Origin of the sequence: Pseudomonas versuta, assembly GCF_001294575.1 — a bacterium.
GTDB lineage: Bacteria > Pseudomonadota > Gammaproteobacteria > Pseudomonadales > Pseudomonadaceae > Aquipseudomonas > Aquipseudomonas versuta.
The window spans coordinates 2,830,326-2,844,459 of record NZ_CP012676.1 but is presented as its reverse complement, the minus strand read 5'-3'; the positions used below and the strand labels follow the sequence as shown (position 1 = coordinate 2,844,459).

The following is a 14,134-nucleotide window of genomic DNA, read 5'->3' as shown; positions in this document are numbered from 1 at the left end:
ATGCCGATCGAGTTAACCCTTATTCCTGAAAGTTCGATCAGAACCTATGCACTTAGCGATTCGCGTGACATTGCTCACGTCGATCTCGAAGGGCTGTTTCCGAAGTTTCCTGCTCTGGACGGCACTTTTGCGATTTTCTGGCTGGATCAATTGAAAGGGCGCCATATTGTCGGTTTCAGCACCGAGGGTTCGAACTTGCTGGCGGTGATCTCGTTGCCGACTGTGCCGCATGGTCTCGGAAGGGAGCAGTACTACGGCGCAATCATGGAGCGCTGCTACAAAGAGCGTGATTCGATTTTGTCTTTTTTACGCAAGTCGTTGAGTTTCGAAGGCATCAATGGCCGCTGCGTGCGCAGTTTTATCCTCTACAAGCTGATACGCCAGCTGCAGTTGGACAGCGTCCCGGTGTGGGAAGAGCCCTCGCACATACGCGACGGGCGTTGCGGTGCAATTTTAATCGGCGGTCGCGGATCCGAGCGCTATGAACCCAATCGCAAGCTGGATGTGGTGTTCCGGTCCAGCAGCAGCGCGTGCCTGGTGATTGATCTGGGGGAGTGGTGGTGGAACTGATTTGCGGCGCCACGTTTGACCGTAGGAGCGAGCTTTTCAATCTGCAGACAAACAGCTCGCGAGCAAGCTCGCTCCTACAGGGTTATGCATATATGACTGCCGCCCGGCAGCTCTGAAATATAGGCATGGCCATTTGCCTAAGTTGGAAGGTTTCTTGCACAAGCTGGCTTTACGGCGCATCTGGCGTCAAAAGTTTGCTAAAGGTTTGTCGCAATGTCATTGGATCGCTCTCAGTTAATCAACACCGCACGCAACGGTCTGGCCGGTTTGGGTCATGGACAGTTGGGCGTGCCGTTGTTGCTGCTGGTGATGCTGGCAATGATGATGTTGCCAATTCCGGCCTTCCTGCTGGACGTGTTTTTTACCTTCAACATTGCGCTGTCGATTGTGGTGTTGCTGGTGTGCGTGTACGCCCTGCGACCGCTGGACTTTGCAGTGTTCCCCACCATTTTGCTGGTTGCCACGTTAATGCGCCTGGCGCTCAACGTGGCATCGACCCGGGTGGTGATGCTTCACGGCCAGGAAGGTCACGGCGCCGCGGGCAAGGTGATTCAGGCTTTCGGTGAGGTGGTGATCGGCGGCAACTACGTGGTCGGTATCGTCGTGTTCGCGATTTTGATGATCATCAACTTCGTCGTGGTGACCAAGGGCGCCGGGCGTATTTCCGAGGTGAGTGCCCGTTTCACCCTGGATGCCATGCCCGGCAAGCAAATGGCGATCGACGCCGACCTCAATGCCGGCCTGATCGATCAGCCACAGGCCAAGCAGCGTCGTCAGGAAGTGGCCCAGGAAGCCGAGTTCTACGGTTCTATGGACGGCGCCAGCAAGTTCGTGCGCGGTGACGCCATCGCCGGTTTGCTGATTCTGTTCATCAACCTGATCGGCGGCATGGCCGTCGGTATCTTCCAGCACGGCATGACCTTCAGCGAGGCCGGCAAGGTGTATGCCTTGCTCACCATCGGTGACGGTTTGGTGGCGCAGTTGCCATCGCTTTTGCTGTCCACTGCAGCTGCGATCATGGTGACCCGTGCTTCCGGCTCCGAAGACATGGGCAAGCAGATCAATCGGCAGATGTTTGCCTCGCCCAAGGCGCTGGCGGTGTCGGCCGGTTTAATGGCGGTCATGGGGATTGTGCCGGGCATGCCGCACTTCTCGTTCCTGAGCCTGGCCGCCGTTGCGGGGGGCGTGGCGTACCTGATGTGGAAAAAACAGAACGTGGTCAAGGTCCAGGCCCTGCAAGAAGTGCAGCGCCAACAAGAGCTGCTGCCTTCGCCGGCCCGCGCCCAGGAGAGCAAGGAGCTGGGCTGGGATGACGTAACGCCCATCGACATGATCGGGCTGGAGGTCGGTTACCGCCTGATTCCGCTGGTGGACCGCAATCAGGGTGGGCAGTTGCTGGCACGGATCAAGGGCGTGCGTAAAAAGCTGTCTCAGGACCTGGGCTTTCTGATGCCCACCGTGCACATCCGCGACAACCTCGATCTGGCCCCCAGCGCCTACCGCCTGACCTTGATGGGGGTGATTCTGGCCGAGGCCGAGATCTACCCCGATCGCGAGCTGGCGATCAACCCGGGGCAGGTATTCGGCACGCTCAACGGGATCACCACCAAAGACCCGGCCTTTGGTCTGGAAGCCGTGTGGATCGAAGTCAGCCAGCGCAGTCAGGCGCAATCGCTGGGCTATACCGTAGTGGATGCCAGCACTGTGGTGGCCACTCACCTGAACCAGATTCTGTACAAGCACTCCCATGAGTTGATCGGTCATGAAGAAGTGCAGCAGTTGATGCAGTTGCTGGCCAAGGCCTCGCCCAAGCTGGCCGAAGAGTTGGTGCCGGGGATTTTGAGCCTGTCGCAGTTGCTCAAAGTGTTGCAGGCCTTGTTGGCAGAGCAGGTGCCGGTGCGCGACATTCGCAGCATTGCCGAAGCCGTCGCGAACAATGCCCACAAGAGTCAAGATACTGCCGCTTTGGTTGCAGCCGTGCGCGTCGCGCTGTCCCGCGCAATCGTGCAAAGCATTGTAGGCGTTGAGTCTGAGCTGCCTGTGATCACCTTGGAACCAAGGTTGGAACAAATATTGCTCAATAGTTTGCAAAAGGCCGGACAAGGCCAGGAAGAGGGCGTGTTGCTGGAGCCGAGCATGGCTGAAAAACTCCAGCGCTCGCTGATCGACGCCGCCCAGCGTCAGGAGATGCAAGGCAACCCGGTGATCTTGCTGGTGGCAGGCCCGGTACGCGCGATGCTTTCGCGGTTTGGACGCCTGGCGGTGCCTAACCTGCATGTGCTCGCGTACCAGGAAATCCCTGATAACAAGCAAGTCACGATTGTTGCGACAGTAGGCCCTAACGGCTGAGGGTTTGATTTATGCAAGTGAAGCGATTTTTCGCCGCCGACATGCGTCAGGCCATGAAGCTGATTCGTGATGAATTGGGGGCCGACGCCGCCATTATCGGTAACCGCCGTATCGCCGGGGGCGTGGAACTGACTGCCGCGCTGGACTACAAGCTGTCTGCGCTGGCACCCCGTGTACCGAATATCGAGCTGGAAGAAGAGCTGCGCAAGACCCAGTCCAGCATTGTCTCGGCCCGGGCCGAGTTGAGTTTGCGCGTTGAGGGCGATGCCGATGTCAGCCGCCAGCTGTTTGCCGGCCTGCCGCTGACCGCCGCTGAACCCTTGACCGAGCAGGCACTGCAGGAGCCTGCGCGTCCGGCACCGGTGGCCGCGCCATCGATGGACCAGCGTGCCTTCGACAACATGCGCTCGGAACTCAATGTACTGCGTGAGTTGCTCGAAGTGCAGTTGGGCTCGCTGGCCTGGAACCAGATGCAAGTCTCGCGGCCTGCACAAGCGAATTTATGGCGTCGTTTACAGCGTATCGGCTTGTCCGGGCCGCTGTCGCGGGACCTGTTGGCACAAGTGGCTGAAATCGAAGAGCCGCGTCAGGCGTGGCGGATGTTGCTGGCCCACCTGGCACGGATGATCGCCACCCCTGAGCTTGAACCGCTGGAAGAGGGCGGTGTGATTGCGATGGTTGGCCCGGCAGGGATGGGTAAAACCACGACCCTGGCCAAGCTGGCAGCGCGTTATGTCCTCAAGTACGGCGCGCAGAATATTGCATTGGTGAGCATGGACAGCTTCCGGATCGGTGCCCAGGAGCAACTCAAAACCTTGGGCCGCATTCTCAATGTACCCGTGACTCACGTGGCGCCTGGCCAGTCGTTGGGCCAGACCCTTGAGCCGTTGGTGCGCAAGCGCGTGGTGCTGGTTGATACCGCCGGCTTGCAAGCCAGCGACCCGGCGCTGCGCCTGCAACTTGAAAGTCTTGCAGGGCGTGGCATCAAGGCGCGCAATTATCTGGTACTGGCTACCACCAGCCAGAAGCAGGTGTTGGCGGCGGCCTACCTCAGTTACAAACGGTGCGGGCTGGCCGGTTGCATTCTGACCAAGCTGGATGAAACGGCGAGTCTGGGGGAGGTACTGAGCCTGGCGATCAGCCACGGGCTGCCGGTGGCCTATCTCACGGATGGTCCGCGGATCCCCGATGATCTTCACTTGCCGCGTCGTCACCAATTGGTGAGCCGGGCGGTGAGTGTGCAAATGCAGGAAGAACCCAGCGAAGAGGCCATGGCCGATATGTTCGCTGATATCTATCAAAGCCCTCCCAAACAGGTCGGCTGAGGTAGTCAAGATTTTGTACCAATGTACCTACATCGATGGTCTGCAAGGTGTTGTGCCAGTGGGCACGCGCAGCCAGCTTTGTAGCCGCGTCTAAGAAAGACAAGGTAAAAAATGATCATGGGCAGCATGCATCCCGTACAGGTGATCGCAGTGACCGGCGGCAAGGGTGGCGTCGGTAAAACTAACGTGTCAGTCAACTTGTCCATCGCGCTGGCAGAAATGGGCCGGCGCGTCATGTTGATGGACGCCGACCTGGGTTTGGCGAACGTCGATGTCCTGCTCGGACTGACCCCCAAGTTCACTCTGGCCGATGTGGTCGAGGGTCGTTGCGAGCTGCGCGACGTACTGCTCCAGGGCCCCGGCGGAATCCGCATCGTGCCGGCCGCCTCGGGCACCCAGAGCATGGTCAACCTGAGCCCGGCCCAGCATGCCGGCCTGATACAGGCCTTCAGTGACCTGGGCGATAACCTCGATGTGCTGGTGATCGACACCGCTGCCGGGATCGGCGACTCAGTGGTGAGTTTCGTGCGCGCAGCCCAGGAAGTACTGCTGGTGGTGTGTGACGAACCGACCTCGATCACCGATGCCTACGCGCTGATCAAGCTGCTGAACCGCGATTTCGGGATGAACCGTTTCCGGGTGCTGGCCAACATGGCCCAGAGCCCCCAGGAAGGTCGCAACCTGTTCGCTAAATTGACCAAGGTTACCGACCGTTTTCTGGATGTTGCCCTGCAATACGTGGGCGCAGTGCCCTACGACGAGTGTGTGCGCAAGGCCGTGCAAAAACAGCGTGCCGTGTATGAAGCATTTCCGCGTTCCAAGTGCTCGCTGGCGTTCAAGGCCATCGCCCAGAAAGTCGACACCTGGCCGCTGCCGGCCAATCCCCGGGGCCACCTGGAATTCTTTGTCGAGCGTCTGGTTCAACAGGCAGGCGGGGGACGGCACTGATGACCGCCAGCGGCTATCGCATGTACAGCAAGTCGTCGCGTGACAGCCAGTATGAGCTGATCGAACGCTACGCACCGTTGGTCAAGCGTATCGCCTATCACCTGTTAGCGCGTTTGCCCGCCAGCGTACAGGTGGACGATCTGATCCAGGCCGGGATGATTGGCCTGCTCGAAGTGTCGACCAAATACGACGCCACCAAGGGCGCGAGCTTCGAGACCTATGCCGGTATCCGCATCCGCGGCGCGATGCTCGATGAGGTGCGCAAGGGCGATTGGGCTCCGCGCTCGGTGCACCGCAATACGCGCATGGTCAGTGATGCAATTCGGGTAATTGAAGCAAAAACCGGCTGTGACGCTAAAGATCACGAGGTTGCGGCCGAACTTCAGTTAAGCCTCGACGATTATTACGCCATTTTGAATGACACCCTGGGCAGTCGCCTGTTCAGCTTCGACGATCTGTTGCAGGACGGCGAACACGAAGGGCTGCATGAGGATGGCGCGAGTGCTCACCTTGAACCCTCGCGCGACCTGGAAGATGAGCGTTTCCAGGCGGCATTGGCCGATGCGATCAGCCTGTTGCCGGAGCGCGAGCGTCTGGTCCTGGCGTTGTATTACGACGAGGAGCTGAACCTCAAGGAGATCGGCGAGGTGCTGGGGGTTAGCGAATCGCGCGTCAGCCAGTTGCACAGCCAGTGCGCAGCCCGATTGCGGGCGCGCCTGAGCCAGTGGCGGGCGAACTGAAACTAGCGGGAAAACGCTGATTTACGGTGGGAGCGGGTTTGCCCGCGATGGGAGCGACGCGGTGTGTCAGGCAGGCCGCGTTGCCTGCATCGCGCGCAAGTCCGCTCCCACCGTTGATTCATGGCGTGTGCGAAACCGGATTGATTGAATGGCGCTTCCAGAGACGGAACGCGTTTAAGACTGCTTGGAGGTCGAATTGGACAAGAACATGAAGATCCTCATCGTTGATGATTTCTCAACGATGCGCCGGATCATTAAAAATCTGTTGCGTGACCTCGGATTCACCAACACGGTGGAGGCGGACGACGGCATCACGGCGTTGCCGATCCTTAACCTGGGCAACATCGACTTTCTGGTGACGGACTGGAACATGCCGGGCATGACCGGTATCGAGCTGTTGCGCCATGTGCGTGCCGACGAAAAACTCAAGCACCTGCCCGTACTGATGGTGACCGCTGAAGCCAAGCGCGAACAAATCATCGAGGCGGCCCAGGCCGGGGTCAACGGCTATGTGGTCAAGCCGTTCACTGCCATCGCACTCAAAGACAAGATCGAAAAAATCTTTGATCGAATCGGTTGAACGGTTTCCCGGGGGGCGCTATGGAGCATCAAGAAGCGACACAGGGCGAGTTTGAGTCGACCCTGAAAAAGCATGCTCGCGAATTGGTCGACAGCCTTGAGAAGGGCAAGTTTGGCGATGCGGTGCAACTGATTCATGAGCTGAACCAGGCGCGCGATCGCGGCCTGTACCAGGAGGTCGGCAAGCTGACCCGTGAGTTGCACAGCTCGATTGTCAACTTCCACATCGATCCGAACATGCCGCGCGCTGAAGAAGTGTCGCAGATCACCGATGCCGCCGAACGTTTGGCTTATGTTGTGAAGCTGACCGAAGCTGCGGCCAATCGAACCATGGATCTGGTAGAAAACAGCACACCGCTGGTCAATGGACTGGGCAACGAGGCCAAGGCCCTGAGCGCAGACTGGGGGCGCTTTATGCGCCGAGAAGTCGGCGCCGAGGAGTTTCGCGAGCTGGCGCGTCGGGTTGACAGCTTTTTGACGCGCAGCGAAGCCGATAACAACGTTGTGTCCGCCAACCTCACTGACATTTTGCTCGCCCAGGATTACCAGGACCTCACCGGTCAGGTGATCAAGCGTGTCACGCAACTGGTGACCGATGTGGAAAGCAATTTGCTCAAGCTGGTGCTGATGGCCAGTCAGGTCGATCGCTTTGCAGGGATCGAACATGACCGTGCTGCACTGCTCGCAGAAAATAATTCGCAAAAAAACCTGACTAAGGGTGAAGGTCCGCAGATTCATGCCGATAAACGTGATGATGTCGTGTCCGGCCAGGATGATGTTGACGATTTGCTTTCCAGTTTAGGTTTCTAGGCACTGTGTAGGCGCTCGGGAAGGGTTACCCGTCCCGGCGTCGAAAGGTCCTACTTCAAGGAGCACGTACATGAGCTTCGGCGCCGATGAAGAAATCCTTCAGGATTTCCTGGTTGAAGCCGGCGAGATTCTAGAGCTGCTGTCCGAACAGCTGGTCGAGCTTGAAAGCCGACCGGATGACGCGGACCTGCTCAATGCAATTTTTCGCGGTTTTCACACTGTAAAAGGGGGCGCCGGCTTCCTGCAGCTCCATGAGTTGGTGGAGTGCTGCCACATCGCCGAGAACGTTTTCGACATCCTGCGCAAGGGTGAGCGTGGCGTCGATTCGGAGTTGATGGACGTGGTTCTTGAAGCCCTGGATGCGGTTAACAGCATGTTTACCCAGGTGCGCGAGCGTAGCCCGATTACGCCGGCAAGCCCTGAGTTGCTGGCTGCCCTGGCGCGCCTGGCCGAGCCTGCTTCAGTGCAGACGGTTGCCGCACCGGCTGCGGTTGCCGAATCGGTGGCCAGCGACAACAGCGATATCACCGATGACGAATTTGAAATGCTGCTGGACTCACTCAATGCGGTCAAGGCTGCTGCAGCCGAGCCCGCACCGGCACCTGTAGCGCCAACCGCCAGCGATGAAATCAGCGATGCCGAATTCGAGTCGCTGCTCGACCAGTTACACGGCAAGGGCCAGTTCCGCGCCGATGCGGTTGCCAGTGTCGCGCCAGAGCCGGTCCCTGTGGTGCCGGAGGCGGTGAGCAATGAGATCACCGACGACGAATTCGAAGCCTTGCTTGATCAGTTGCATGGCAAAGGTTCATTCAATACCGATGCGTTGGTGGCGGCACCTGACCAGGTTGACGAGCCTGTCAGCCCGGATCACATCAGCGATCACGAATTTGAAGCACTGCTCGATGAGTTGCACGGCAAAGGCCAGTTTTCTGCCCAGAGCCCTGCGGTTGCAGCGGTTGCAGCCGCCCAGGCGCCGGCTCCGGTAGCCAGTGCGCCCGAGGCTCCCCGTGCCGTGGCGCCCCGGGCACTGGCGGCCAGCGCAGAAAAGCCGGTGGCCTCTGAAGCCGAAACCACTGTGCGGGTTGATACTGCGCGGCTGGACGACATCATGAACATGGTCGGCGAATTGGTGCTGGTACGTAACCGTCTGGTGCGCCTGGGCCTCAACAGCCACGACGAAGCGATGGCCAAGGCGTTGTCCAATCTTGACGTGGTGACTGCCGATCTGCAGACCGCGGTCATGAAGACCCGCATGCAGCCGATCAAGAAAGTGTTCGGCCGCTTCCCGCGTCTGGTTCGGGATCTGGCGCGACAGTTGAAAAAAGAAATCAGCCTGGAGCTGGTGGGCGAAGAAACCGACCTCGACAAAAACCTGGTCGAGGCCCTGGCCGATCCGCTGGTGCACTTGGTGCGCAACGCGGTCGACCACGGTTGTGAAACCCCTGAAGAGCGTGAAGCTGCCGGTAAATCGCGCTGCGGCCGGGTGATTCTGTCCGCCGAGCAGGAAGGCGACCATATCCTGCTGTCGATCTCTGATGACGGCAAAGGGATGGACGCCAACGTGTTGCGCGCCATTGCGGTAAAAAAAGGCTTGATGGACAAGGACGCTGCCGATCGCCTGAGCGAGAACGATTGCTTCAACCTGATTTTTGCTCCTGGCTTCTCGACCAAAACCGAGATCTCCGATGTGTCCGGGCGTGGCGTGGGCATGGACGTGGTGAAAACCAAGATCGCCCAGCTCAATGGCTCGCTGAGCATTGAGTCGACCCTGGGGCGCGGTTCGAAAATCGTGATCAAGGTACCGCTGACCCTGGCGATCATGCCGACCCTGATGGTCATGCTGGGCAATCAGGCGTTCGCGTTCCCGCTGGTCAACGTCAACGAAATCTTCCACCTCGACCTGTCGCGTACCAATGTGGTCGATGGCCAGGAAGTGGTCATCGTGCGTGACAAGGCATTGCCATTGTTCTACCTCAAGCGCTGGCTGGTGGCCTCTGCGGCCCATGAAGAGCAGCGCGAAGGGCATGTGGTGATTCTCTCGGTGGGCACCCAGCGCATTGGCTTTGTGGTCGATCAACTGGTCGGTCAGGAAGAAGTGGTAATCAAGCCGTTGGGCAAAATGCTCCAGGGCACGCCTGGCATGTCGGGCGCCACCATCACCGGTGACGGCCGCATTGCCCTGATCCTGGATGTCCCGAGCATGCTCAAGCACTACGCTTCGCGGCGTATTTGATTCTGGTGGCACCGGCGGTGCACCTCGTACCGCCTAACGGAGTGTTTATGGTAGTCAAGGTCCTGGTGGTGGATGATTCCGGTTTTTTCCGCCGCCGCGTCTCGGAAATTCTGTCGGCCGATCCAACCATTCAGGTGATCGGTACCGCCACCAATGGCAGAGAGGCCATTGATCAGACGCTGGCGCTCAAGCCCGATGTGATCACCATGGACTACGAAATGCCGTTGATGGACGGCATTACGGCGGTGCGTCATATCATGCAGCGCTGCCCGACGCCGGTGTTGATGTTCTCTTCGCTGACCCATGAAGGCGCCCGCGTGACCCTCGATGCGCTGGACGCCGGGGCCGTGGATTTCCTGCCGAAAAATTTTGAAGACATCTCGCGCAACCCCGAGAAGGTCAAGCAGTTGCTGTGCGAAAAGGTTCACAGCATTTCGCGCAGTAACCGTCGCCTGTCCAGCTACAGTGCTCCACCAGCGGCCATGCCGGCGCCTGTTGCCAGCCGTCCGGCCCCGGGCGGTTTGGCAGTGCCTGGCGCCACGCCAGCCCCGGTGCGTACCACGCCGGTGGCCAGTCGTGCTGCGCCGGCAGCGGCATCGCCTGCGCCAAAGCGCAAGGCCTACAAGCTGGTGGCTATCGGCACCTCAACGGGCGGCCCGGTGGCCTTGCAGCGGGTCCTGACCCAGTTGCCGGGTAATTTTCCGGCCCCGATCGTGCTGGTCCAGCACATGCCGGCGGCCTTTACCAAAGCCTTTGCCGAACGTCTGGACAAGCTGTGCCGGATCAGCGTCAAGGAAGCCGAAGACGGCGATATGCTGCGTCCTGGCCTGGCGCTGCTAGCCCCCGGCGGCAAGCAGATGATGATCGATGGGCGTGGCACGGTGAGAATTCTCCCGGGCGATGAACGCCTGAACTACAAACCCTGCGTTGATATCACCTTCGGTTCTGCGGCCAAGGCCTATGGTGACAAAGTTTTGGCGGTGGTCTTGACCGGCATGGGCGCCGATGGCCGTGAAGGTGCACGTCTGCTCAAGCAGGGCGGCAGTACGGTGTGGGCGCAGGACGAAGCCAGCTGCGTGATCTACGGCATGCCCATGGCCATCGTCAAAGCTGGCCTGGCCGATGGGGTGTACAGCCTTGACGATGTCGGCCGCTACCTGGTCGAGGCCTGTCACTGATGGACGTGCTCAGCCTGATCGGCATCATCATGGCCTTCGTCGCAATCATCGGCGGCAACTACCTGGAAGGTGGGCATCTGGGGGCTCTGGCCAATGGCCCGGCGGCATTGATTGTGTTGGGTGGCACGGTAGGCGCGGCGATGCTGCAGTCGCCCGTGACTGCCTTCAAGCGGGCGATGAAAGATGTGGTCTGGATTCTGTTTCCGCCGCGCATCGATATGGCTGCCGGCATTGACCGGGTCGTCAACTGGAGCCTTACGGCCCGCAAGGAGGGGCTGCTGGGCCTCGAAAGCGTGGCCGATGCCGAGCCTGACAGCTATTCACGCAAAGGCCTGCAATTGCTGGTCGACGGTGTAGAGCCTGAAGCGATCCGCAGTGTGCTGGAGGTCGATTACATGACCCGCGAAAGCCGCGATATCGAGGCCGCCAAAGTTTTTGAAAGCATGGGCGGGTATGCGCCGACCATCGGCATCATCGGTGCGGTGATGGGCCTGATCCACGTGATGGGCAATCTGGCTGATCCGGCTCAGTTGGGCAGCGGTATTGCAGTGGCGTTTGTGGCCACCATTTACGGGGTCGCCAGTGCCAACCTGGTGCTGCTGCCCATTGCCAGCAAGCTCAAGGCAATTGCCCTGCGCCAGTCGCTGTATCGCGAGATGATGCTCGAAGGCATCCTGTCGATTGCCGAAGGCGAAAACCCGCGCTCCATCGAACTCAAGCTCCAGGGCTTTGTGGGTTAACTATGAGTCGCCGTCGCCGCTCCGCTGATGAGCACGTCAATCATGAACGCTGGCTGGTGTCCTACGCGGATTTCATTACTCTGCTGTTTGCTTTTTTTGTGGTCATGTACTCGATTTCGTCGATCAACGAAGGCAAGTACAAGGTGATTTCCCAGGCCCTGGTCGGGGCCTTCAATGACAGCGAGCGCAGCGTCAAGCCAATCCCCGTGGGCGATGAGCGCCCACTGACGACCACGCCGGCAGAACCGTTGATCAAAGACAGCGAGCACACCGACGCCGGTCTGGGGCAGATTCCTGATGATCCGCTCAAAACCATTGCCGATGACATCACCACCGCCTTCGGCGACCTGATCGCTTCCAGGCAATTGACGGTGCGCGGCAACGAACTGTGGGTCGAGATCGAACTCAACTCCAGCCTGTTGTTTGGCAGCGGCGACGCCATGCCCAGCAATGTGGCGTTCAACATCATCGACAAGGTGGCAGCGATCCTCAAGCCGTTCGACAACCCGATTCACGTCGAGGGCTTTACCGACGATTTGCCCATCCGGACTGCGCAGTACCCGACCAACTGGGAGCTGTCCTCGGCGCGTTCGTCGAGCATCGTGCGCATGCTGGCGATGCAGGGCGTCAACCCTGCACGCATGGCATCGGTGGGCTACGGCGAATTTCAGCCGGTGGCCAACAACGCCACGCCAGAGGGGCGCGCGCTCAATCGCCGGGTGGTGCTGGTGGTATCGCGCAACCTGGAAGTACGGCGCAGCCTGACCGGCGTGGGGACTGCTCACGCAACACCCGATGCCGCCCTGAAGCGGGCTGGCACACAAACTGCACCGCCTCAAACAAAGCCGCTGGTTCCAGGGAATGCCGTCAATTCCCCGTCGCCGCCCCTATAAGTGCATGTCAATTCTCGGCCGGCACGTTCGCAGCCGGGAGGAACAACAAAATGAGAGTCTGGGCAGTAGCCAATCAAAAAGGTGGAGTCGGCAAGACCACCACATCCATCGCTCTGGCCGGTTTGCTGGCTGAGGCGGGCAAGCGCGTGGTAGTGGTCGACCTCGACCCGCACGGTTCCATGACCAGCTATTTCGGTTATGACCCCGATGCCCTTGAGCACAGCGTGTACGACTTGTTTCTGCACCAGGGCCAGGTGCCCCAAGGCCTGGCTGCGCAATTGCTGCTGCCCACCAGTCACCCGAACATTGCCTTGTTGCCAGCGACCACTGCGCTGGCAACCCTGGAGCGTCAGGCGCCGGGGCAGAGTGGTCTGGGCCTGGTGATCGCCCGTAGCCTGGCGCAACTGTGGCAGGACTATGACTACGCCATCATCGACAGCCCGCCGATTCTGGGGGTGCTGATGGTCAATGCATTGGCGGCCAGCCAGCAGCTGATCATCCCGGTGCAAACCGAGCATCTGGCGCTCAAGGGCCTGGAGCGCATGGTCCATACCCTGCGCATGATCAACCGCTCGCGCCAGCAGGAGCTGCCGTTCTGCATCGTGCCGACATTGTTCGACCGCCGCACTCAAGCCTCCATGAGCACCCTGCGGGTGTTGCGCGATGTGTATCCCGACACCCTGTGGCAGGGCTTTGTCCCGGTCGACACGCGCCTGCGTGATGCCAGCCGGGCAGGGCAGACACCCTCGCAGTTTGACGAAAAAAGCCGTGGGGTGATCGCCTACCGGGCATTGCTCAAACATGTATTGACCCGCCAGCTTGCGCCACAGGCGGTTTGAGGTGAGCGTGCATTCAAGTACTCGACGGGCACGGCCGATAACGTCTCAAGGTCTCGGTCGCGAGACAGTTGAGTGGGGCACTTTATGACACAGCCGACAGCGCTTTCTCACGGACCGCAATTGGCTTTGCAATCCTATCTCGACGACTTGCTGTTCGATGCCACTGAAGCGTTGCTGCAGGTTGAGCCGCCAGCCCCGGAACTGGACGAGTTTGCCGGCGCTGCGCTTGAAGAGCAGGTGCGTGATGCGCGTGCTCAAGCGCTGACGCTCGCCATGCCGGTAACGCTGGCCGATGTGGGCGTTGCAGCCGAGTCGTTCGTCCATCCTCTGGTGGAGGTTCATCGGCCGCGAGCGGCGGCTCAATTACCGGTGCACAACGACGGTCGCCCGGCATGGGCCGACGAGCCCTTCGAATGTCTGCTGTTTGACGTGGCCGGATTGACGCTGGCAGTGCCGCTGGTGTGCCTGGGTTCGATTTACTCACTGCAAGGTCGGGAATTGACCCCGCTGTTTGGTCAGCCTGACTGGTTTCTGGGCATCCTGCCTAGCCAGAGCGGCAACCTCAACGTACTGGACACCGCGCGCTGGGTGATGCCCGACCGCTATCGCGATGATTTTCGCGAGGGCCTGCAATACGTCATTTCGGTCCAGGGTTACGACTGGGGGCTGGCCGTGCATCAAGTCAGCCGCTCGCTGCGCCTGGACCCCAACCAGATCAAATGGCGCACCAAGCGCGGGCAACGCCCGTGGCTGGCGGGCACGGTGATTGAGCACATGTGTGCGCTGCTGGATGTAGAGCAACTGGCCGAGCTGATTAGCAGCGGTGCGGCCAGGCACACGGCCAGTGCCGGGACAACCGACAAATAAACCACCGGGGCTTTGGCCGCGGTCAGACAGTACACACCGCATCAGCGGTCATTCTTCAGGGGT

At 59.9% G+C, this 14,134-nt stretch carries 13 protein-coding genes; all 13 read left to right on the top strand.

Annotation, left to right across the window (positions count from 1 at the left end):
• The 13 genes from AOC04_RS12625 to AOC04_RS12565 all read left to right on the top strand — a co-directional run bounded on the left by AOC04_RS12625 (window position 1) and on the right by AOC04_RS12565 (window position 14,071).
• A complete protein-coding gene (locus AOC04_RS12625) occupies window positions 1-570 on the top strand; it encodes a hypothetical protein (RefSeq protein WP_060693843.1) in 570 nt (189 codons plus the stop codon).
• A gap of 219 nt (window positions 571-789) precedes the next feature.
• On the top strand, window positions 790-2,919 hold the full coding sequence (gene flhA / locus AOC04_RS12620) for a flagellar biosynthesis protein FlhA (protein ID WP_060696946.1): 2,130 nt from the start codon (window positions 790-792) through the stop codon (window positions 2,917-2,919).
• 11 nt (window positions 2,920-2,930) lie between these two features.
• Window positions 2,931-4,244 (top strand): flagellar biosynthesis protein FlhF, encoded by a 1,314-nt coding sequence (flhF, locus tag AOC04_RS12615; protein WP_060693841.1) that lies wholly within the window; start codon window positions 2,931-2,933, stop codon window positions 4,242-4,244.
• Window positions 4,245-4,361: 117 nt separating this feature from the next.
• The gene (gene fleN, locus AOC04_RS12610; protein WP_060696945.1) at window positions 4,362-5,192 is read left to right on the top strand and encodes a flagellar synthesis regulator FleN; all 831 of its coding nucleotides are present in this window, start codon (window positions 4,362-4,364) and stop codon (window positions 5,190-5,192) included.
• Window positions 5,189-5,932 carry an RNA polymerase sigma factor FliA gene (gene fliA / locus AOC04_RS12605; RefSeq protein WP_237178951.1) on the top strand — a complete coding sequence of 248 codons (744 nt, stop codon included), beginning with the start codon at window positions 5,189-5,191 and terminating at the stop codon, window positions 5,930-5,932. The genes fleN and fliA overlap by 4 nt, the downstream gene beginning before the upstream one ends.
• A gap of 208 nt (window positions 5,933-6,140) precedes the next feature.
• The gene (locus AOC04_RS12600) at window positions 6,141-6,512 is read left to right on the top strand and encodes a chemotaxis response regulator CheY (RefSeq protein WP_162232793.1); all 372 of its coding nucleotides are present in this window, start codon (window positions 6,141-6,143) and stop codon (window positions 6,510-6,512) included.
• Window positions 6,513-6,532: 20 nt separating this feature from the next.
• Entirely contained in the window at window positions 6,533-7,321 is a 789-nt protein-coding gene (locus AOC04_RS12595) for a protein phosphatase CheZ (protein ID WP_060693835.1), read from the top strand.
• Window positions 7,322-7,391: 70 nt separating this feature from the next.
• A complete protein-coding gene (locus AOC04_RS12590; RefSeq protein WP_060693832.1) occupies window positions 7,392-9,554 on the top strand; it encodes a chemotaxis protein CheA in 2,163 nt (720 codons plus the stop codon).
• Window positions 9,555-9,601: 47 nt separating this feature from the next.
• Window positions 9,602-10,732, top strand: a complete 1,131-nt coding sequence (locus AOC04_RS12585; protein WP_060693830.1) for a protein-glutamate methylesterase/protein-glutamine glutaminase — start codon at window positions 9,602-9,604, stop codon at window positions 10,730-10,732.
• Window positions 10,732-11,472, top strand: coding sequence for a flagellar motor protein (locus AOC04_RS12580; RefSeq protein ID WP_060693828.1), 741 nt, complete (start codon window positions 10,732-10,734; stop codon window positions 11,470-11,472). The genes AOC04_RS12585 and AOC04_RS12580 overlap by 1 nt, the downstream gene beginning before the upstream one ends.
• A 2-nt stretch (window positions 11,473-11,474) precedes the next feature.
• A complete protein-coding gene (gene motD, locus AOC04_RS12575) occupies window positions 11,475-12,365 on the top strand; it encodes a flagellar motor protein MotD (RefSeq protein WP_060693826.1) in 891 nt (296 codons plus the stop codon).
• Between the two features lie 50 nt (window positions 12,366-12,415).
• Window positions 12,416-13,204 carry a ParA family protein gene (locus tag AOC04_RS12570; RefSeq protein WP_060693824.1) on the top strand — a complete coding sequence of 263 codons (789 nt, stop codon included), beginning with the start codon at window positions 12,416-12,418 and terminating at the stop codon, window positions 13,202-13,204.
• Window positions 13,205-13,288: 84 nt separating this feature from the next.
• Window positions 13,289-14,071, top strand: coding sequence for a CheW domain-containing protein (locus AOC04_RS12565; protein WP_060693823.1), 783 nt, complete (start codon window positions 13,289-13,291; stop codon window positions 14,069-14,071).
• Window positions 14,072-14,134: the final 63 nt, after the last annotated feature.